Raw genomic sequence first — 19749 nt, forward strand, 5'->3', positions numbered from 1 at the left:
TTCATAGGCTTCCAAGGTTGGAAGCAACAGATCTTCCGACCTAAAAACTTCCGACCTTGGCGCCTTGAAAAATTCCAAGCTTTGCAGCCAATCATGCCTGTAAACGCCCGAGGCACAGGAAAAACCGGCAGTCGCGTGCCAGCCCTCTTCCGGGCACTATCTGCCCATTCTGGCCGCTTTGTGCGCTGGGCCGACCCAGTTCGAGCCAACGCTGACAACACCCCGCGCTCGGCCCAAATCGCCCGCAAACCCGCGCCAGCATTAGCGAATCCAGAATTCCCCTGGACCAGCCCCTGTGCCAAAACGGTCACTCCCCCACATGAACTCAGCCAGGCATTCCATCGCTTGCGATGGAATATGAGCCCTGCGAGATGACTGAGCGCAGATCAGCGCAACCCACGAGAATCGTTTTTTTGTGTCGCGCCTGAGTTTTTGAAGTTGACCCGCCTCAAACCAAGACACAATGTACGCGGTCACTTTCCACTGAAAGTGAACCAACTGCATAAACGACGTATCTCATGTATGGGTGCATCCCTTTAGTGCTGGTTCATAACTTTACATAGGACCTCTTTTAGATGAGTACACATTCTTATAAGGATTTGTTGGCGCAACGCGAGGCTCTTGAGCAACAGATTGCTGCGGCCCGAAAGACTGAAGTCGCAGACGCGGTGCAAAAGATCAAGAATTTGATTGAGGCTTTCGGCCTGACACAGGACGATGTCTTTCCTCCAGCCAAGCAAAAGCAAAAGCGCGAGGCAGGCACTGTGGCTCCCAAATACCGCGACCCCGTGACTGGCCAGACCTGGACCGGCCGAGGAAAGCCGCCGAACTGGATCAAGGATCAAGACCGTTCGCAGTTTGCGATTTAAAAGTGGCCCTAGCGGCCACTTTTTCTTTATGGAGACATTCACGACCGACGGCCTGTCGGCGACACCTTTTCTGGTGCATCACTGAGGCTCCTGGTCTCTCTCGCTATCACTTCGTCAAATACTGGCTGCACCGGCTTGCTAACCCTGCTCCTGGCCACTCGGCCATCGCAAAATCATTGACCGCAGAGACTTGGACGATGCTGCCCCGGAAACCGCTTGCCGCGGTCAGGAGCAAAGGCATACCCGGCCTCTGGAAGACCAATCGTTTTTATCGCAGGCTTTTGAGAGTCAGGCCTGGGCAAGAATGCTGGATTCGATTGCAGAAAGATTAGGGTGACTCGACTCTGCTCAAACGCGGTAAACGCAGGTCTTTGCTCAGTTCCCGCGCGAAGGCATTCATAATGCGCGACCATGCAAGCGCTGCGTAACTCACTGTCACTGACCCGCCTGGTTTTGGCGTGGTTCATGCTGACTTTGGCAATTGCAGTCGCGTCACCCATCGTGCATCCCAAAGTCATCGAGGTTGTTTGTACCTCGAGCGGCAGCATGCAGGTGATCATGCTGGATGACGATGGGCAAGCCACACCCGGTCTGCATCATTCGCTGGACTGCCCCCTGTGCCTGACCATCACAGCACCTCCGGCCTATTCCTCCCAGCATCTTGAACAGCCACAGCCGCTTGGCCTGGCACTGCATCCCGTGGTTTCGGCGCGCATTGCCGCGCTGGTGGGGGCCGCTTTGCCCCCGCGAGGACCACCAGCACTCGTGTAAGTCCGCTGTGCCCGTCTACTGAGACGGCCGCACCTTATCGCCGTCGGGCTCAGCCCTGCCCGGCCGATTCCACTTGCACGCAGTTTTTCCATGACCTCTTACTCTTCTGGTGCGATGCCTGATGGCAGCGCTCGCTCTTTTTCGTCCCTACCGCTCCAACGCCAGCATGTGGCGCTGACGGTTGCCCAGCTATCGCTAGCCGCGCCTCTTCTCGCGGCCTCTTCAGCGGGTTGGGCGCAGCCCGATGTCACCCTGGACACGGTCACCGTTCACTCTTCGGGCAATACCTCTTTGGAGCGTGCGGTAAGCACCGGCAGCCGGCTTGACCTCAGTGCACGCGATACACCGGCCAGTGTCGAGGTCACCACGCGCGAGCAACTGGAGGCTCGCGGCGACACGGCTCTCGTCGACGCCATCACGCGATCTACCGGCATCACCAGCCTCGGACATCCGGGCAATAGCGGCAGTTCTCTTTCGGCCAGAGGTTTCACGGACACCACCTCGGTCATGCGTCTATACGACGGCACGCGTCAGTACGGCGGCGTCGGAGTGAGCTTTCCCTTCGACACCTGGTCCATCGAGCGTATTGAGGTTCTGCGTGGACCGGCATCCGTGATCCATGGTGACGGCGCCATTGGCGGCGTGGTCAACGTGATCCCCAAAAAGCCGGCACGCGGGCCTGTTCAGAACGAAATCCAGGCCACCGCAGGAACCAATGGCAGGCGTGCGCTGGCCTTTGGCAGCGGCGGCGCAATCAACGACCAGTGGTCCTACCGCCTGGATGTCAGCGGTGATCAATCAGAGGGCTGGGTGGATCGCGGGGACTCCAGCAACCGCACAGTCTCTGGCGCATTGCGCTGGGATGTGACACCTGATCTCAACCTGCAGCTGTCGCATGCGCAGGGCCGGCAAAAGCCCATGCGCTACTTCGGCACACCGCTGATCAATGGGGTCCAGGATCCAGCCATCCGTGAGCGCAACTACAACGTCGCGGACAGCCGCATTCAGTACAAGGACCGCTGGACCGAGCTGCTCGCCCAATGGGCCCCCAGCAGCAAGGTGGTGGTGCGCAGCAAGCTCTACCACATCGGCAGTGATCGCTATTGGCGCACTGCGGAAGCCTATCGATACAACATGGCCACAGGGCTGATCGACCGCTCGGACAATACGGAAATCGGTCACGACCAGACCCAGACAGGCAACACGACGGATGTGAGCTTCAGCGGCAGTCTGTTCGGGCGCGCCAATCAGGTCTCCCTAGGGTTCGACGTCAATAGGGCATCGTTTCAGCACACCAACAACACCTACACAGGCAGCTCGGGCTCCGTGGATCCCTACAACCCGGTCCCCGGCAACTACAACAGCTCTGTCCCTTTCATTCCCCGCTATGAGAACAAGGCGGAGCAGTATGCGCTGTTCGCGGAAGACAGGCTGGAACTGACCGATCGCTGGTCTGTCGTGGCGGGTGCGCGCTTCGACCACACGGACCTCTCGCGCCAGGATCTGGTCGCCGGCAATCAAGCCTTCAAGCGAAGCTATTCCAATACCGGATGGCGCCTTGGCACCGTCTACAAGCTGAACCCGGATCTGTCACTCTATGCGCAAGCTTCCAGGGCGGCAGATCCCGTCAGCGGCCTGCTTCTACTGTCGGCGGCCAATTCCACCTTCGATGTATCGACCGGCAGACAGTTCGAGATCGGCGTCAAGCAATCGTTCTGGGAGGGCAAGGGAGACTGGACGCTTGCCGCATATTCCATCACCAAGAACAATCTGCTGACACGAGATCCTGCCAACCCTGCCTTGCGCGTGCAGGTCGGCGAGCGTTCGTCCAGGGGGATTGAAGGCACGCTATCGATGCCGCTTGGCAAGACGGTGCAGATCGATGCCAACATCGCCTTGCTCAAGGCTCGCTATGACGAATTCAGCGAGTCGGCAGGCGGCGTTACGGTCTCGCGTAACGGCAATGTGCCGACGGACGTACCGGAACGCGTTGCCAATGTCTGGGTCAGCTGGAAGCTCGTGCCTGACTGGACACTGTCCGGCGGTCTGCGCCATGTGGGCAAGCGCTATGCAGATAACGCAAACACCTTGAAGCTGCCGGCATACACCACCGCTGACCTGGCGCTGCAATGGAAGGCAGCCAAGGCCACCACGCTCACACTGCGCGGGTTCAACCTCTTCGACAAGCACTATTTCACGACTTCCTACTACACCAATACCCAGTGGTTTGTCGGGGAAGGACGACGTGTCGAGCTGACCTTGAACCATCGTTTCTGATCGGGCTGCTGATGTGGACTTCCGCCCATGCCAAACGCTTGGTGTTCCTGGTGCATCGATGGACAGCAGTGGCTGCCTGTGTGCTGATGGCCCTCTGGGTCTTCAGCGGAGTGGTCATGCTCTTTGTCGGCTACCCCAAGCTGCTGCCGTCCGAGCACCTGCGCGCACTGCCCTCTCTGAGCACTGGTCAGTGCTGCCTGCCGGTTGAGGCAGCGCTGAACCACAGCCCATCGCCGGACAAGGTGCAGCAGATCACCCTCACCACGATTGCAGGCCGTCCCAGCTACCGGCTCAAGGAGGCTGACGGCACGCTGCGAGTCGTTGATGCCGGGACGGGAGCTGTTGCTCCGCCACCCGATGACGCAACCGCACTGCATAGCGCCCGAGCATTCACGTCTGGAGCGAATGGCGTTCTACAAGGTCGAACCCAGGACGATCGCTGGACGCACTCGGCCCTGCTGAATCCCCATAGGCCTCTCATCAAGGTCCGGATGGATGATTCCGCATCAAGCCTGCTGTACATCTCGTCAAGCACCGGTGAGGTGGTCATGGATGTGCCGCGTCATCAACGCTACTGGAACTACGTGGGGGCTTGGCTCCACTGGGTATACATGTTCCGCGATGGCTCCAGGGATCCCCTATGGAGCTGGTTGGTCATCGGCCTTTCCGCTTGGGGCACCTTGTGTGCCATCACTGGCACCTTCGTGGGCATCTGGCGATGGCGCTTCCATGGCCGCTACAAATCTGGCGCCAAGACTCCTTACCGGGAGTTCCAGATGCGCTGGCACCACATCACGGGCCTCGTATTCGGGGCAGTGATGACCTGCTGGATTTTCAGCGGCCTGATGTCCATGAATCCACTGGGACTCTTCAGCCCGCAGGGAGCCCGTCCCAACCTGGGCGCCTACCAGCATGCAGGCCCGGGCGCCACGAGCGCTGGACTCACCACGCACCAGGCACTGGCCCTGCTCGATGCCCAGGGCTTTGACACGCGCGAGGTCGAATGGAAATGGCTGAACGGGCAGCCCTATCTGCTGGCCTTTGACGGAGCGGGCGACACCCGCGTGCTGCCCGCAGATGCTGTTGCGCCCAAGGTGGAGCGTGCATTTGAGCAGTCTCTGCTGGAGCAGGCAGCGCAGAGGTTGCTGCCCTTTGCCATACGCTCCACCGCCTGGTTGCACGAATTCGACGCCTACTACTACCGTCGGGGCGAGGCTTCCATGTATGCTGCAGCGGCGCGCGAGCTACCCGTACTCAGGGTCCAGTTCGAGGATCCGGGCAACACCATCGTCTACATCAGCCCGTACTCCGGTGATGTGGTGCTGAGCCTGGACCGTAGCCAGCGTACAGGCAGATGGTTGTTCAATTTCCTGCACAGCTGGGACTTGCCGTGGATGCTGCGCAGCGCTTGGCCGCGAGATGTCATGCTGGTCCTGCTCAGCCTGGGTGCGTTTGCGCTGGCATTCACAGGCATCGTGCTGGGCTACAGACGGCTCAAGCTATTCATCAGCCACAAGCTCCGCAGCTGACCTGGGCCGCAAGGGCTACGGCCCAGCCTCGCGTGCTATCGCCATGAAAAGACACCCGACCTTGTTCCGGGTCGGGCGTTGCACATTCCCGGCTGCACTTGCACCAGGGATTGGCGCAAGCCGATGCCGCAGTCACATGTGAAGTGAGACCGTTGGCGAGCCAATCAGCAAGCCGCAATCAGTAGCACAGCGCAGGGTTCATGCCTTCACTTCGACGACCTGCTCAAAGCCACCGAAGATCATGCGCTTGCCGTCGAAGGGCATGGGCGGGTTGCCGGGAGCTGACGGGTCCATGCGCGGGTCTTCCATCATCTTCTTCATTGCGGCGTCGCGCGTGGCCTTGTCCGGCCATTCAACCCAGGAGAAAGCAACCGTTTCTTCGGAGGTGGCCAGGACCGAGCGCCGGAAATCCGTGACCTTGCCCTCGGGGACATCATCGCCCCATCCCTCGATCACGCGGATTGCACCCAGTTCGAGGAATATCGGATCGAGCTTGCGTGCGTGCTCGATGAATTTTTCCTTGTTGGCGGTGGGGACTGCGATCACGAAACCATCGATATATGACATGTTTTCACTCCTGCCAAGTTGGCCCGTCGGTGCTTGAACAACACCGCTACAGAATGCCCGCCGGGTCCACCGCTGCATTGCTTTCAACATGGACCCTTTGGGCTCGCAGCTCAGGCTCGGGCAATAGGAGCCGAGCCTGAGCATTCAACATTGTCTTTGGCGAACAGCAACCAGACCAAGGCCCAAGCACGCTGGCCCTGGACCTGATTGGCAGGATCGCCGGGAAGGTGGTGATGACTAGGGGTTCGATGGTACTGCTGCTCCTGTGCACAAAGGCTGACGTTTGTGACCGACGGCTTCTGGCCGGATCGCCCCCAGCAGACCTTGACTCTGCCTGCGCGAAGCAGGAGGCCATCGGCGGACTTGAATTGCGGGCATCTGGAAGCCACGCGCCTTTGCAGGGCATGGCCCGGAAGTGATCGTCGCAGGCCTGAAGATCACGCCTTGTGGTGCGTGCTGGGGAGAAAGGCGGTGGCCAGCCCCAGCAAAGGCAGGAACGATGTGACGCCGTAAACCCAGACGATGCCCTTTATATCTGCCAGTTCGCCAAGGCCGGCGGCGCCGATGCCACCAATGCCGAACATCAGACCAAACATCAGGCCAGATACCAGTCCCACGCGGCCGGGAACAGCCTCCTGTGCGTAGACAACGAGTGCTGCGAAGGCCGATGACATCACCAGACCCACGGTGATGGCCAATACCGCCGTCCAGAACAGGTTTGCGTAGGGAAGCGCGAGAGCGAACGGAGCAACGCCGAGAAAGGAAATCCAGATGACGGCCTTACGCCCTATGCGATCACCCACCGGGCCGCCCACGAACGTTCCAGCAGCGACGGCAGCGAGGAACAGGAAAAGAAACATCTGGCTTTGCTGCACGCTGAGGTCGAAGCGCTCGATCAAGTAGAAGGTGAAGTAATTCGTGAACGATGCGATGTAGACAAATTTCGCAAACATCAGAATACAGATGACGATCACGGCTTGGATCACATGAGCCCGGCTGAGGCCGGCTCCATGGCTCCTGGCCAGACTCTTGGCCTTGGCCTGACCATGGTGCTGCACCCACACCGTAAGGCGATACAGCACAAAGATGGCGACCAGCGCCACGAGCATGAACCAGGCTACTCCGCCCTGACCGAGGGGGATGACGATGGCGGCCGTGAGAAGCGGTCCGATGGCACTTCCGGTATTGCCGCCGACCTGGAAGGTGGACTGCGCCGTGCCGAAGCGGCCACCCGACGCCAGACGCGCTATGCGCGATGCTTCGGGGTGGAAAGTGGCAGAGCCCACGCCGATGACGGCCGAGGCAATCAGCAGCATGGGAAAGGAATTTGCCGTGGCGATCAGTGCAATGCCAATCAAGGTCATCACCATGCCAGAAGGCAGCAGGTAGGGCTTGGGATGCTTGTCGGTGTACATCCCGATCCAGGGTTGCAGCAGGGAGGCTGTGACCTGATAAACAAGGGCGATGATGCCGATCTGCCCGAAGCTGAGCGAGAAATTCGACTTGAGCAGCGGATAGATCGACGGCAGCATGGCCTGGATCAGGTCGTTGAGCAGGTGGGCAAAGGCCGCGCCTCCGACGATGGGCAGCAAAAAGCCGTGTGGCTTTTGCTCCGCCACTGATCCAGAAGATGACACGGCCGGCGCGTCGAGCGTTGCAGATTTCGCGGACATGGAAGGCTTGTAGAGCAGATGGAAGCCTGCGAACGAGGAGTTCGACAGACCCAATGGACAAAATGGATTCGGGCATCTAGGCCTTGATGATGATCAAGGTCACTGCCAGCATGAAGCGTACCGAGAAGCTGCACGGCAGTCGCACGCTGATCTGCCAACTTCTGTAGAGTTTCTGCCATGCACGCCCATCCATCAGACAAGCACAAGCACTTCGACAACCTGCCACGCCCTTTGGTCGTCATGGAGAACGCCTGGCCGACGGGAAGCTCTACCGGATGGCACTCACACCCGAGGGGGCAGCTGCTCTACGCCACCGATGGTGTGATGGTGGTGCACTCGGACATCGGCTCATGGGTGGTCCCGCCCAACCGGGCTCTGTGGATGCTCGCGGGGCTGCGACACAATGTGACCATGTCCGGTGATGTGCTGATGCGCACCGCGTACATCGACGAGACAAAGATTGCGAATCTGCCAGCCGAAAGTTGTGTCATCAACGTATCGCCGTTATTGCGCGAGCTGCTGGTCGAAGCCGTCAGGATTGCGCCAACCGCGCAAGTCGAAGGCCGCGAAGCCTTGCTGTTGGACTTGCTGGTCTGCGAACTTCGAGTCTCCAGCAGCATACCGCTGCACCTGCCCATGCCGGTCGACACGCGGATACGCTTGATATGCGATGCCTTGTCCAAACGCCCCTCGGACACATCCAGTGCCGCCGACTGGGCGCAATCCATAGGCGTGGCCGAGCGAACATTGCACCGGCTTTTTGCCAAGGAAACCGGTATGACTTTCGCGCAGTGGCGTGAACAGGCGCGCTTGCTCCACGCCTTGCGCCGGATCGCCGAGGGCGACAAGCTCATCGAAGTGGCCATGGACTGCGGCTACTCAAGCCCAAGCGCGTTTGCAGCGATGTTCAGGCGCCACTTCAAGACCCCGCCGTCCAGTTTCTACCAATGACGCTGCGCCTCATCTGGCTGCTACAGCTCGTCGGACGCGATCAATATCGAGTGGCCAGCCATAGTCCATCTGTGCGCATCCTCTGAGTCCGGGACGAGCTGCCCCAAGCTGAATCTCCTCGCATCCCGCCAAATGATTGCCAGCCGGGTGCTCTTGCGCGCGGCTACGAGCCTGCGTGCATGCCCAGCCCTCCTGATTTCAGCAACGGGAGCAGCCGGCCATGTCCCGCTTCACAGTGACCCGCTCACGAAAAGCCGATCGATGCGCCACTGCGTCCACCGAACTAGCTGCAAGACCTCGCCAAAAACATGCGGCATCAGTGGCGTCGGCCCATTCAGCGCAGAAATGTCCCCTTGACTGGCGTACCCTCTGGAAGCTCTCCCGTCGCGAGGTCTCCCAAGCCACGATCGGTCGCAGTTTCCTGCGAACATTGGTCACTCCCTGAATTTCCACCCTCCGATCTCCGAGCCCCAACGGCCCCCTCGCTCCAACCCATCCACCTCCGATGAAGGCGCTCCAATCACCATGAGACCTGATCAGTATCTTGCGCATTTGCAGGCCGTGTATGCCGCATTCCAGTTGCCCTTCGATCCGATGCCTCCGGCAGGCGAGCAAGAGCTGGCCGCTCTGGTGGCAGAGCTCGGGCCGCTGGATCCCGATCTCGCCGCCCTCTGGCGTCTGACGGCGGGCAGCAGTTCCGACCGCACCCAGCCTTTGTTCCAGCGGCCGGGCTTTGTGGATGCGCTGGACCTTCTCACGCCAGCGCAGGCCACGGCCCGGGCAGCCGGCATGGAAAAGCGGGCCCAGCGCATGTGGGATCTGGCCGGTCCTGCGTCGCAGGACCCGCGCCTTAGCGGGCGCTGGTGGCAGGCCGGCTGGCAGCCATTTGCCAGCTTTTACGGAGATATCGTGCTGCTGGTCGATCAACACCCCGGTCCTGAAGGCCAGCGTGGCCAGATCATCGCCTACGTACACGACCCCGACCAGATCCAATGGATTGCGCCCAGCTTCGGTGCCTACCTGCAGGCGGCAGCCGATTCCATCGACTCCGACAGAGAGGAGTTCTTGAACGGCCCACTTGACGAGCTTGAATGAAGCCAGGCAGTGCAGAGCGGAGCTGCCGGCGGGCATTGGCGGCGAGGCATGGCCGGGCACTGTCTGGCTACCCTCACCGCCGCCCCCTGCGCACCAACGCAAAAAACAATGGGCCCACGATCGCAATCTCGTGGGCCCATTGATCATTGCAGACGGCCTGCAGTCAGCGACCGCAGCTGTGCAGCATCAAGCGAAGTTGGCTTCAGCGAACTTCCAGTTCACCAGCTTTTCCAGGAAGGTCTCGACAAACTTGGGACGCAGGTTGCGGTAGTCGATGTAGTAAGCGTGTTCCCACACGTCCACGGTCAGCAGCGCCTTGTCGGCGGTGGTCAGGGGGGTGCCCGCAGCGCCCATGTTGACGATGTCCACGGAACCGTCGGCCTTCTTCACCAGCCAGGTCCAGCCGGAACCGAAGTTGCCCGCAGCGGAAGCCACGAAAGCCTTCTTGAACTCGGCGTAGGAGCCCCACTTCTTGTTGATGGCATCGGCCAGAGCGCCTGTAGGTTCTGCACCGCCGTTGGGAGTCATGCAGTTCCAGAAGAAGGTGTGGTTCCAGATCTGGGCAGCGTTGTTGTAAATGCCGCCGGAAGACTTCTTGACGACCTCTTCCAGATCCATGTTTTCGAACTCGGTACCCTTTTGCAGGTTGTTCAGGTTCACCACATAGGCGTTATGGTGCTTGCCGTGATGGAATTCCAGCGTTTCCTGGCTGTAGCCGAACGGAGCCAGTGCATCAATAGCGTATGGCAGGGGGGGCAGGGTGCGTTCCATGATGGTTTTCCTCGTGGTTGAAATTTTTGGGAGCCGTCCAGTGCCATGGCGCCTGAGCGGTGACCGTTGTGCCGGCCAGGGCGGCAAGCACATTGCTGTACTGCAGACGTCAAGTATTGCACTAACCGAACCATTGTAGAAAGAACTGAGAGGCTGCGCGCCATTCATCAGGACTATTGCTCAAGCGGGAAAAAGCATGCGCTAACGGCTTACAGCGCATGAACGCTGGACCCTGCTGCATTGCCTGCGCCGATTGCAAAAGAGTTCTGATGAAGAACCCGGTGAGCGTGGAGGTGTTTTGTGGCCCGCCTGTGGCTGGCGAGCCTCAAAGCAGACGCGGCTGAGTGACCACCACATCCACCGCTCCGTCCGACAACTGGGCCTTCAGCGCCGCTCCCGGCACGGCCTGTCCAACCTGAGTCACAGGCCTGCCCTGCTCATCCGTCAGCAAGGCATAGCCGCGCTGCAGCACCAGGCGAGGGTCCAGCAACTGCATGCGCAGGTCGATACGATCGAGCTTGTGCCTTTGCTGCTCCAGGCTGCGTCGGAGAATATTGGGAAAATTAGCCTGAAACGCTTTCTGGTTCTGCGATAGATGCTGTAATTTAAGTAGCATCGCATGGCGCAGACGCTGCGCTTGCCGGCTGAGCTGCAACTGGTTGCGTGTCAGCTGCTCACTGGGCCGGCCCAGGCGCTGGGCCGCCATATCCAGGCGCTGGGCCTGGCGATCCATCACCCGCTGCACGGCGTTGTCCAGACGGTCCCCCATCAGGCCCAGCGCGCCCAACCAGACCTCGCGCGGCTGGGTCACCAGCTCGGCCGCTGCCGTGGGCGTGGGCGCGCGCAGATCGGCGCAGAAATCGGCAATCGTGAAATCAGTCTCATGGCCCACGCCACTGATCAGTGGCACCGGGCTTTGCACAATGGTGCGCGCCAGCTGTTCGTCGTTGAAGGCCCAGAGGTCTTCCAGCGAGCCGCCACCGCGCACCAGCAAGATGGTGTCAATCACCGGCTGCCGTGCGGAGTCAGCAGGCAAATTGCCGCTTGAGCCTTGACCGTCTTGTGCCAGCCGATACAGTTTTGACAATGCCTGCACCAGTGACTGCGGCGCCTGTGCGCCTTGTACCAGAGCAGGCACGATCACCACCGGAATATGCGGCACCCGACGGCGCAGCGCCGTCACCACGTCGTGCAAGGCGGCTGCGCCCAGGGACGTGACCAAGCCGATGCCGCGCGGCAAGGGGGGCAGCGGCCTCTTGCGCGCAGCGTCGAACAGACCCTCTGACTCCAGCTGGGCCTTGAGGCGCAAAAACTGCTCGAACAGAGCCCCCTGCCCGGCTCGCTGCATGGTATCCACCACCAGTTGCAAATCACCGCGCTGCTCGTAGACGCCTAGACGCCCTCTGACTTCGACCAGCTCGCCATCACGTGGCGAGAAACCGACCTGCTCGGCCGCACGGCGGAACATGGCGCAGCGAATCTGCCCGCTCGCATCCTTGAGATTGAAATAACAATGCCCGCTGGCGGCGCGCGAAAAGCCACTGAGTTCGCCACGCACCGCGACTGGATTGAAGCGCGCCTGCAAGGCATCACCGATGGCGTGGCATAGCGCGCCAACTTCCCATACATGCTGCGTGGCTGTTGGGTTTGATCGTTCAAACATTGAATTCATGCGGTGTCAGCGAGGTCATACGCGGGCCGGATTCTCCACAGATGTCGGCGTCCAGCCTTGTCGGCGACAAATCCGGAACGACTCTAAAAATCACCTTAAGGACAAAACCCATCTCATTGATTTAAAACAATTTATTGCCATTCACACAGCTGTCAAACTCGTAACAAGCCTTCACTGCAACGCCGACAGACTGCCGACACGGCGACTAGATCACAAAGTTATCCACAGATTTCTGTGCTATACGCGAAAACATTCGCAAAGAAACGCAAGTTCTGCGTGCCCTGCTGCCTGAACAAGCTCCATCGCTCAAGCCTCGCTTGGCGATCTTGCTGCACTGACTCAAGTCAACATATCAGGCCCGCAAAAACGGCTCGCAACAGCACGACAGTGGGTGATAATCATCGGCTGCAATTTCAGAACGACGAGGGAGAGCAACGTTGCTGTCGATCATACAAGCCGCAGGATGGCCTATCTGGCCTTTGATTGCCTGCTCGATTCTGGCTCTGGCCCTGATTTTTGAGCGCTTTGCCTCGCTGAAAGCCAGCAAGGTTGCGCCGGCCAATTTGCTCAACGAAGCGATTTCGGTCTCCAACAAAAACCTGCCCAGTGCAGAAACCACCCAGCAACTGGCGCAAAGCTCGGTACTGGGTGAGGTGCTGGCCACCGGCCTGCGCACCCGCCAGGCACACCCCGAAAGCAGCGAGGAAGAGCTGCGCTCGGCCATGGAAGGCGCAGGACGCGCCGCCGCCCACAAGCTGGAAAGGTATTTGAGCGCCCTGGCTACCATCGCCTCGGCGGCGCCGCTGCTGGGCCTGCTGGGCACGGTGATCGGCATGATCGAGATTTTCGGCTCCCAGCCCGGTGCCAGCTCCGGCGCTGGCAACCCCGCCCAGCTCGCTCATGGCATCTCGATCGCGCTCTACAACACGGCATTCGGTCTGATGGTGGCCATTCCCTCGCTGATCTTCTGGCGCTATTTCCGCGCGCGGGTGGATGGCTATCTGCTGGGCATGGAACTGGCATCCGAGCAGTTCGTGCGCCATCTGGGCCGCCTCAAGCCTGCCAAGTAAGAAGCGGAACGCATTCACCATGAACTTCCGTCCTCGTCACCGCGATGAGCCCGAGATCAATCTGATCGCCTTCATCGACGTGCTGCTGGTGGTGCTGATCTTTTTGATGCTTTCCACCACTTACAGCAAGTTCACCGAGCTGCAACTGACCCTGCCCGTGGCAGATGCCGATCAGCAACGCGACCGGCCCAAGGAAATCATTGTCGGCGTCTCTGCCGACGGGCGCTACTCCGTCAACAAGCAAGGCGTGGATGACCGTAGCGTCTCCTCCGTCGCAGCCGCTCTTTCCGGCGCGGCAACGGCAGGCCGTGACAGCGTGGTCATCATCAGCGCCGATGCCAACTCCCCGCACCAGTCGGTCGTGACCGTCATGGAGGCAGCCCGCCACGCCGGAATGTCGCAGATCACGTTTGCGACCCAGTCATCGGCCAGCGCAGGCAAGGCCAACTAGCCCCCCGCCTCCATCCCCTTATGGGTGAAATACAAAAAAACGGGCCATCTGGCCCATTTTTCTTTACCCTCGCGTCCTGACTCAGGCCTGCAGGCCCAGCGCCGTCAGATCGAGCTTGCCGCCAGACAGCGGCGGGCACCAGAAATAGCAGCCCGTCAGCGGCCTGGAGAAACGAAACAGCCCGTCGCTGATACCGTCATCGATGCCCAGCATGCGGCGCATCTGGGCCTCGAACGCGTCAAAGCTGCAACCAAAGGCAGAGAACATCAATCCGCTGCGATCGCTGCCCTGCGGACTGACGCTCCACCAGGGCATGGAGCGGCGCACCACAAAGGCTTCAGGTTCAAAGCTCTCCTGCGCCGTGCGCTTGACATGGGCCGACTCCGGAGCATCGTCCAGCTCCTCGTTGTCGCTGCGGCGGCGACCCACGGCATGGTCCTGCTGAGTGGTGCTCATGCTTTCAAAAGCCGAATAGTCGTGTTCCCACTGCTGCAAAGCCCAGTAGCTGCAGCCATCCAGCCCAGCCCCCTGCTCTGCAGCAATGCCGGCAGCCACGGCTTCATCCTCCTCGGGGTTCTCGGTGCCGTCTTCATAGCCAGTCAGATCTCGGCCGTGGCCGTTATCCGAGCGCTGGTGCACAAAGGCATCCACCACATGATCAAGCTTGAAGGCCGGCGCCAACAAGGTCGCCAGCCTAGCCGTCAAAGTGATCAGTTCACCGCGCTGGTCGCCACGCAGCCACAGACACAGCGCATAAGGTGTGCTGGGCACTGCGAACTCAGGGCCCTTGAGCGGGGGAAACTCGCGCATCAGCGGCAGCTTCCTGTCCAGTTGCTGCAGCACCTGCAGGCCCAGACCCACCACTACCTGCTGACCGTCAACATTTGCCTGCAATTTCCTCAGGCTGTCCTGCAAATCCGTACTTGCACCGGCCAGGGTGAAAAAAACATAGCGTCCCTGCTCAGGAAGAGACGCCAGAATGCCTGCTTGTGCTTTTATCATGGGGTTGCCGATTCATTGGATGGAAAACACATCAAAGTTTAGTAGCGAATCAGCCGTCCCCAGCCAAGCCTTGAGCGGGTAGCAGAATGAGAAAAATGGGGCTCGAACGCAAAAAAGTCGCGACTTTGCCCAAACCACCATTTTTCCGCTGCTAGAATTCATCCCATCGACGACAGGCGCGTAGCTCAGCTGGTTAGAGCACCACCTTGACATGGTGGGGGTCGTTGGTTCGAGTCCAATCGCGCCTACCAAATATCGCAAGCAAAACCAGAGCTTGCAAACAAGACAGCCCGCTTCACAGCGGGCTTTTTTGTTTTTGCGTTTCGCAACAGGCACGTCAAAACGCGATGCATGGATGGCACGCAAGAACTTGCTCATCCCGCCCTGCAACTTCAGTCCGGCTATGACTATATCGGTGCCGGTCGAACCAAAGAAACAGTACCCGCAATGACGGGAACTGGGAGCATCTGACACTGAAGACTTCATCGAGGTCTCAAGCACCGGTAGATCAGTGACTCCTGATGCCTGTCTTTGTCGTTTCCCTCGGGCCCCAACCAACCCTGCTTCGTGAAGCATGATCTCCTGGAAAACAGTCAATCGCCGGACTGGCGGCTGCCGCGGGGCAGCACATCGGTTACCAGAAATACTGCACAGCGAGTAAGTCACCTGCCCGCTGGCGGGCGGCATTGGTGAGCTCGTGAAATCTTGCAGACTCTGGATATTCCTCAATGCTTTCAGAGTTCATTGCATATGCGCTTCATTTTTTGCTCTGACACACATCAACCCCAGCCCATGTAGTCCATCACACTCTTTGACCTCAACGATCTTCTGCGGCCCGTCACCAGCGAGGACCCTCGTGGAACAGACATGCTGCTGAGCACGGAGTTCGACGAAATACAGAGTGCGCTCCAACAGGAAGATCCGTCACTCGATCAAGGCGAATGGATCACGGCCCGCAAGGAAGCTGACCTGCCATTTGTCACGCGGCGTTGTATCCAATTGCTTCAGGAGCAAACCAAAGACCTTCGACTCGCGATATGGCTCACTGACGCCGTGGCCAGCCAGCACGGCCTACCGGGTCTGACGCAAGGCTATGCCTTGCTCGACGCCTTGGCCGCTCGCTATGGGGACAGCCTTCACCCGCAGCCGGAAGATTGGCGATATGGGGCTCGTATTGGCAATATCAGCTGGTTTCTCAAACGCTCCGTAGAGCAGCTGGGAAATGCACCTCTGCTGCAGTCTGGCAGCATTCGCATCAATATGCTGGCCTGGCAAGCCGCAGTGGCGCTGGATCAAGCAGTACGGCGCCATCCTTGCGAAGCGCATGAAATTGTGAAGGGCAGGACAACTCTTGAAGAGCTGGAGAAACAGCGATCCTCGGTTCCCGACAGCAGTCTGAAAGTGCTGGCCGCGCAGCTGGCTCAATTCCGTGCAGCGTCGAAGTCCTTGGAGGACACGCTGAATGACAGACTGGGCGATGAAGCCCCCAGCTTTGCAGCCATATGGGCGGCGTTGGAAGATCTTCAGCATCTGGCTCGGCGTTGGGGCGCCAATGATGAACCCGTTCAGCTGCCCACAGCTGATGAGGCAGCTGCCGATTCCGCACCTTTCGAGAATGCCGCTCGGATGCCTGCGCCAACCGGATCGGAACACGGGCCGCACTCCGACACGCTTGTCCGCACTCGTGCAGATGCCATTGCACTTCTCGAGCAGGTCGCCGCCTCTTTTGAACACACCGAGCCATCCAGCCCTGCCGCCCATATGGCCCAGAGGGCCGCATGCTGGGCCCGATGGCCACTGCTTGAGTGGCTCAAGCATGTCATCAAAAACGATGATGAGCTGGCTCAACTCTCGAAGAGATGCTTGGCGTGAGCAGCCACGCACGAGTGAACAACAATGGCTAACGCGGTCCGGGCCCACCAAAAAGCAGCACAGCCGTGCCTCTGCATATTCCGGCTGAATCTACCGCCTGTTCCGGTTGCGGCTGAGCCGTCGGCCCACAGCGGATCTTGCGGCTTGCCAAGGAGATGCATGCGGCGCTGCGCCGGTAGTGAAACCGGCCCAGGTATGGGCAAGCATCTTCATGACTGAACGCAGACAGTGCGAGCGCCGCTTCGTTGCACGCTCGCTGCCCAGACCATGAACGCAACCATACTCACGCAGGCGCCCAATATGCAGACGCCAATCCAGCCGCCCCGCGCATAGACCGCGGTGGAAGCCAGTGCACCGGCGCCGCTGCCCATCGCGTAGAACAGCATGTAGCAAGCGACCAACCGGCTATGCGCCTGTGTCGAACTTTGAAAAATCATGGCCTGGTTGGTGACATGCAGTGCCTGGCAGCCCAGGTCGAGCAGCAGGATGCCGACAGCCAGCCACCACAGCGATACGTCCAGAAAACTCAGCGGTATCCACGCAAGCAGTAACAACACCAGGGCCGCCGCGCTGACTCTGTGGCTCCAGCCCCGGTCGGCCCATCGGCCGGCTCGGCCTGCAATGAAGGCCCCTGCTGCGCCGATCAGCCCAAAAGCGCCAATCGCCGAATGCGGCAGCGACAACGGTGGAGCACTCAGTGGCAGAGCCAGCGCGCTCCAGAAGATGCTGAACACGGCGAACATCAGCAGCGCCAGCAAGCCTCGAACCTGAAGCACCCGGTTCGTCCGCAACTGTGCGAGCATCGAGCCGACGAGTTCGAAATACGAAAGACGCTGAACAGGCGCTATCTGAGGCGGCAAGTTTCGCCAGATCAGCGCGGCCAGCATGCACATGAGCACCGCCGAGCCGGCATACACGCCGCGCCAACTGCTCAGATCCGCAATCACTCCGGACCAGACTCTGGCGAGCAACAGCCCCACGACCACACCCGCCTGAGCGGCCCCCACCACCCGTCCTCGCTCCCAAGGCGCTGCAACGCTTGCCGCGTAGGCAATCATCCCCTGTGTCATCGCAGTGCCAAGCAGTCCCACGAACAGCATGCCCGCCATCAGGCCGACGGCGTTCTGGACCATCGCCAGCCAGACAAGAGCAAGAACGAGGCTTACCAGCTGCCATCGGGCGAGCCGGCGACGATCAAGCTGGTCCCCCAGAGGCACCAGGAATAACAAGGCAAGCACTGAGCCAGCCTGCGTGGCAGTAACCACACCACCAATCGCGCCGAGCGAGACACCAAAGTCCGCCGCCAATCGGTCGAGCAACGGCTGCGCAAAGTAAACGTTGGCGACACTTGCACCGCTGGTACAGGAAAAAAGAGCCACGAGCTTTCGGGGCATGGCTGCTGCAGCATGGGAAGAATTCTGAGACATTGCCAAATCTAGTTTCAATATAAAACTAGATTGAGCATAGTGAAGTAAGTTTTAAAATGCAACCAGAAAAGACGGAAAACTTGATGGAGCTGGTCTGATGGCAGAACGCAAACGCATGGATACCGCGACTTGCCCGGTGGCGCGGGCACTTGATGTCATTGGTGACCGCTGGTCGCTGCTGATCGTGCGAGACGCCTTTGACGGCATCAGCCGGTTTAGCGACTTCCAGAAAAATCTGGGTGTGGCGCGCAATATCCTGGCCGGCAGACTCAAGGCATTGGTGGAAGCAGGCATCCTGGAGGCACAACCCGCAGCCGACGGTACGGCTTATCAGCAGTACATGCTCACGGCGAAAGGGCAGACCCTGTTTCCTATCGTCGTCGGGCTGCGCCAGTGGGGTGAGGACAACCTTTTTCACCACAATGAACATCATTCGAGGCTTGTGGAGGCAGCCAGCGGTCAACCCATTGCCCGCATGCAAGTGCAAAGTGCTGACGGACGAAGCCTGGCGTTCAACGATGTGGTTGTGATTGAGAAATCGAAATAGCTTGCCGGGAGGCGAACTTTCTCGTCGCTCCCTCATCGCCGCAGTGGCTCCACCTCGTGGTTTGAAGGCCGGCTGCAGAGGATGGGGAGATCGGAGCTTGCAAGCCCGTCCTCCATGTTCGCGTTGGCGTCTGCGTGGAGCTAGCGGAGCTGGCGGACCTGGCAGCAAGCCAGCGCAGGCTCTGCTGCACGCAAGCCTGGCGGCATGTTGCGAATCGTGAGCCGGAATCAGGGCGCAGTCGGCAGCGCGTTCATGGAACGCAGAACCTTGCGGGCAATGCTCTGGCGTTTGGCAAGGTCGCCGAGCCTGTTCGGAGTATCCATGTTCAACGCGAAGAAGACGGGGCCGCTGGGCCACTCGACCCAGCCCACCCACCATCCGATTTGGCCGGTCCAGCCCGTTTTTGCACGCAGTATCCAGTCAGGGCCGGCCTCATTGACCATCACATCCTTCACAAGTCGTTGGTGTTCGAGCTGGAAAGGCAGTTGATTGAGGTACAGCCGCTGCAGGAAAGCAATCTGCTCGAAGGATGAGATGGCAAGGTCTCCCTCAACCCAGAACGGCTTGTCGCCCGTGGCGATGGCATTGCCATACCCTATCTTTCGCAGGTACCCGGTCTCGCGCACATCGCCGAGTTCCTTGGCAAAGCGCTCATACACCCAGACGGTGGAATTCCTCATCGCCGAGCGCAGGTTCTGGTCCATGTTCCATGCGGGCGTGGGACGCTTCATGCCATCCCAGGGGATGACCTGAAATTCGTCACGCAGCAGCCCCGCATCAAGCGCGAACAGGCTGTGCGGGATCTTGAAAGTAGAGGCCGGCGAGTAACGGCGATGGGCGCGCGAGACGTTGTAGACCAGCGTCGTTTCGGCTGGAGCTCGCGCATCAAGTACAACAATGCTGCCTTGAGCATCGGCTTCCGTGAAAAACCGGGACCATTCCGTCATTTCCTGAAATGGCTGACCCGCCACTGCTATTTGAGCAAACCCTGCAGCCAAGGCCGATAAGACCAAACTTCGTCGATTCATGCGAACAGTTTAAAGGTCAACGGAACCTACCCGAGGGGACCTGAGCGGCGATAGCACCGGCTAGGGCGAGGATGGACGTCTTCTGCGGTTCCTGTGCAGTGGTTGCTTTCGGCCATACACGAACATTTGCGGCCTTCCCTGCATGGCAGCGGCGGACACCCCGAAGATCAATGACGA

17 protein-coding genes and 1 tRNA gene are annotated in these 19749 nt (G+C 59.8%); 11 read left to right on the forward strand and 7 right to left on the reverse strand.

Annotated features, from left to right (window positions below):
• Nucleotides 1-575: 575 nt before the first annotated feature.
• The 4 genes from FSY59_RS20695 (at nucleotide 576) to FSY59_RS20710 (ending at nucleotide 5446) form a co-directional block, all read left to right on the forward strand.
• Entirely contained in the window at nucleotides 576-869 is a 294-nt protein-coding gene (locus FSY59_RS20695) for an H-NS family nucleoid-associated regulatory protein (protein ID WP_029158384.1), read from the forward strand.
• Between the two features lie 411 nt (nucleotides 870-1280).
• The gene (locus FSY59_RS20700; protein ID WP_019042463.1) at nucleotides 1281-1640 is read left to right on the forward strand and encodes a DUF2946 family protein; all 360 of its coding nucleotides are present in this window, start codon (nucleotides 1281-1283) and stop codon (nucleotides 1638-1640) included.
• A gap of 90 nt (nucleotides 1641-1730) precedes the next feature.
• Nucleotides 1731-3917 carry a TonB-dependent siderophore receptor gene (locus tag FSY59_RS20705; RefSeq protein ID WP_187427949.1) on the forward strand — a complete coding sequence of 729 codons (2187 nt, stop codon included), beginning with the start codon at nucleotides 1731-1733 and terminating at the stop codon, nucleotides 3915-3917.
• An 11-nt stretch (nucleotides 3918-3928) separates the two neighbouring features.
• Entirely contained in the window at nucleotides 3929-5446 is a 1518-nt protein-coding gene (locus tag FSY59_RS20710) for a PepSY domain-containing protein (protein WP_019042461.1), read from the forward strand.
• A gap of 198 nt (nucleotides 5447-5644) precedes the next feature.
• On the opposite strand, the gene FSY59_RS20715 is transcribed toward FSY59_RS20710, so the two are convergent.
• Nucleotides 5645-6013, reverse strand: a complete 369-nt coding sequence (locus tag FSY59_RS20715) for a DUF1428 domain-containing protein (RefSeq protein ID WP_019042460.1) — start codon at nucleotides 6011-6013, stop codon at nucleotides 5645-5647.
• A gap of 437 nt (nucleotides 6014-6450) precedes the next feature.
• Nucleotides 6451-7686, reverse strand: coding sequence for an MFS transporter (locus FSY59_RS20720; RefSeq protein ID WP_187427950.1), 1236 nt, complete (start codon nucleotides 7684-7686; stop codon nucleotides 6451-6453).
• Between the two features lie 177 nt (nucleotides 7687-7863).
• On the opposite strand from FSY59_RS20720, the gene FSY59_RS20725 reads away from it, so the two are divergent.
• A complete protein-coding gene (locus FSY59_RS20725) occupies nucleotides 7864-8637 on the forward strand; it encodes a helix-turn-helix transcriptional regulator (RefSeq protein ID WP_019042458.1) in 774 nt (257 codons plus the stop codon).
• Nucleotides 8638-9162: 525 nt separating this feature from the next.
• Nucleotides 9163-9732, forward strand: coding sequence for an SMI1/KNR4 family protein (locus tag FSY59_RS20730; protein ID WP_148729572.1), 570 nt, complete (start codon nucleotides 9163-9165; stop codon nucleotides 9730-9732).
• 186 nt (nucleotides 9733-9918) lie between these two features.
• Here the strand turns inward: FSY59_RS20730 and FSY59_RS20735 are convergent, their stop codons facing one another.
• Both FSY59_RS20735 and xseA read right to left on the reverse strand, forming a co-directional pair.
• Complete coding sequence (locus FSY59_RS20735) at nucleotides 9919-10503, reverse strand: superoxide dismutase (RefSeq protein ID WP_043007846.1); 585 nt, start codon at nucleotides 10501-10503, stop codon at nucleotides 9919-9921.
• Between the two features lie 325 nt (nucleotides 10504-10828).
• Nucleotides 10829-12166, reverse strand: coding sequence for an exodeoxyribonuclease VII large subunit (gene xseA, locus FSY59_RS20740; RefSeq protein WP_043373549.1), 1338 nt, complete (start codon nucleotides 12164-12166; stop codon nucleotides 10829-10831).
• A gap of 446 nt (nucleotides 12167-12612) precedes the next feature.
• On the opposite strand from xseA, the gene FSY59_RS20745 reads away from it, so the two are divergent.
• Nucleotides 12613-13245 (forward strand): MotA/TolQ/ExbB proton channel family protein, encoded by a 633-nt coding sequence (locus FSY59_RS20745; RefSeq protein ID WP_019042941.1) that lies wholly within the window; start codon nucleotides 12613-12615, stop codon nucleotides 13243-13245.
• A gap of 19 nt (nucleotides 13246-13264) precedes the next feature.
• The gene (locus tag FSY59_RS20750) at nucleotides 13265-13696 is read left to right on the forward strand and encodes a biopolymer transporter ExbD (protein WP_019042942.1); all 432 of its coding nucleotides are present in this window, start codon (nucleotides 13265-13267) and stop codon (nucleotides 13694-13696) included.
• Between the two features lie 81 nt (nucleotides 13697-13777).
• Here FSY59_RS20750 and FSY59_RS20755 read toward each other — a convergent pair whose 3' ends face one another.
• On the reverse strand, nucleotides 13778-14698 hold the full coding sequence (locus FSY59_RS20755; RefSeq protein ID WP_148729573.1) for a Dyp-type peroxidase: 921 nt from the start codon (nucleotides 14696-14698) through the stop codon (nucleotides 13778-13780).
• A gap of 174 nt (nucleotides 14699-14872) precedes the next feature.
• Between FSY59_RS20755 and FSY59_RS20760 the strand changes: the two genes are divergently transcribed.
• Both FSY59_RS20760 and tssA read left to right on the forward strand, forming a co-directional pair.
• Nucleotides 14873-14949: transfer RNA gene (locus FSY59_RS20760), tRNA-Val, on the forward strand.
• A 550-nt stretch (nucleotides 14950-15499) separates the two neighbouring features.
• Nucleotides 15500-16570, forward strand: coding sequence for a type VI secretion system protein TssA (tssA, locus tag FSY59_RS20765; protein ID WP_148729574.1), 1071 nt, complete (start codon nucleotides 15500-15502; stop codon nucleotides 16568-16570).
• A gap of 209 nt (nucleotides 16571-16779) precedes the next feature.
• Here tssA and FSY59_RS20770 read toward each other — a convergent pair whose 3' ends face one another.
• On the reverse strand, nucleotides 16780-17997 hold the full coding sequence (locus tag FSY59_RS20770; RefSeq protein WP_148729575.1) for an MFS transporter: 1218 nt from the start codon (nucleotides 17995-17997) through the stop codon (nucleotides 16780-16782).
• Nucleotides 17998-18094: 97 nt separating this feature from the next.
• Here FSY59_RS20770 and FSY59_RS20775 point away from each other — a divergent pair, with 97 nt between their 5' ends.
• Entirely contained in the window at nucleotides 18095-18544 is a 450-nt protein-coding gene (locus FSY59_RS20775) for a helix-turn-helix domain-containing protein (RefSeq protein ID WP_148729576.1), read from the forward strand.
• Between the two features lie 227 nt (nucleotides 18545-18771).
• Here FSY59_RS20775 and blaOXA read toward each other — a convergent pair whose 3' ends face one another.
• Nucleotides 18772-19572, reverse strand: coding sequence for a class D beta-lactamase (blaOXA, locus tag FSY59_RS20780; RefSeq protein ID WP_148729577.1), 801 nt, complete (start codon nucleotides 19570-19572; stop codon nucleotides 18772-18774).
• Nucleotides 19573-19749: the final 177 nt, after the last annotated feature.

The sequence above is a fragment of the Comamonas sp. Z3 genome (genome assembly GCF_008121565.1).
Classification (GTDB): domain Bacteria; phylum Pseudomonadota; class Gammaproteobacteria; order Burkholderiales; family Burkholderiaceae_C; genus Comamonas; species Comamonas brasiliensis.

Bases quoted from the DNA above. Each gene is read 5' to 3' on its own strand.
- FSY59_RS20730 (WP_148729572.1), top strand. From the start codon at position 9,163: ATGAGACCTGATCAGTATCTTGCGCATTTGCAGGCCGTGTATGCCGCA.
- FSY59_RS20695 (WP_029158384.1), top strand. From the start codon at position 576: ATGAGTACACATTCTTATAAGGATTTGTTGGCGCAACGCGAGGCTCTT.
- FSY59_RS20700 (WP_019042463.1), top strand. From the start codon at position 1,281: ATGCAAGCGCTGCGTAACTCACTGTCACTGACCCGCCTGGTTTTGGCG.
- FSY59_RS20725 (WP_019042458.1), top strand. From the start codon at position 7,864: ATGCACGCCCATCCATCAGACAAGCACAAGCACTTCGACAACCTGCCA.
- FSY59_RS20715 (WP_019042460.1), bottom strand. From the start codon at position 6,013: ATGTCATATATCGATGGTTTCGTGATCGCAGTCCCCACCGCCAACAAG.
- FSY59_RS20705 (WP_187427949.1), top strand. From the start codon at position 1,731: ATGACCTCTTACTCTTCTGGTGCGATGCCTGATGGCAGCGCTCGCTCT.
- FSY59_RS20720 (WP_187427950.1), bottom strand. From the start codon at position 7,686: ATGTCCGCGAAATCTGCAACGCTCGACGCGCCGGCCGTGTCATCTTCT.
- FSY59_RS20735 (WP_043007846.1), bottom strand. From the start codon at position 10,503: ATGGAACGCACCCTGCCCCCCCTGCCATACGCTATTGATGCACTGGCT.
- FSY59_RS20775 (WP_148729576.1), top strand. From the start codon at position 18,095: ATGGCAGAACGCAAACGCATGGATACCGCGACTTGCCCGGTGGCGCGG.
- FSY59_RS20755 (WP_148729573.1), bottom strand. From the start codon at position 14,698: ATGATAAAAGCACAAGCAGGCATTCTGGCGTCTCTTCCTGAGCAGGGA.
- FSY59_RS20770 (WP_148729575.1), bottom strand. From the start codon at position 17,997: ATGTCTCAGAATTCTTCCCATGCTGCAGCAGCCATGCCCCGAAAGCTC.
- FSY59_RS20710 (WP_019042461.1), top strand. From the start codon at position 3,929: ATGTGGACTTCCGCCCATGCCAAACGCTTGGTGTTCCTGGTGCATCGA.
- blaOXA (WP_148729577.1), bottom strand. From the start codon at position 19,572: ATGAATCGACGAAGTTTGGTCTTATCGGCCTTGGCTGCAGGGTTTGCT.
- FSY59_RS20750 (WP_019042942.1), top strand. From the start codon at position 13,265: ATGAACTTCCGTCCTCGTCACCGCGATGAGCCCGAGATCAATCTGATC.
- xseA (WP_043373549.1), bottom strand. From the start codon at position 12,166: ATGTTTGAACGATCAAACCCAACAGCCACGCAGCATGTATGGGAAGTT.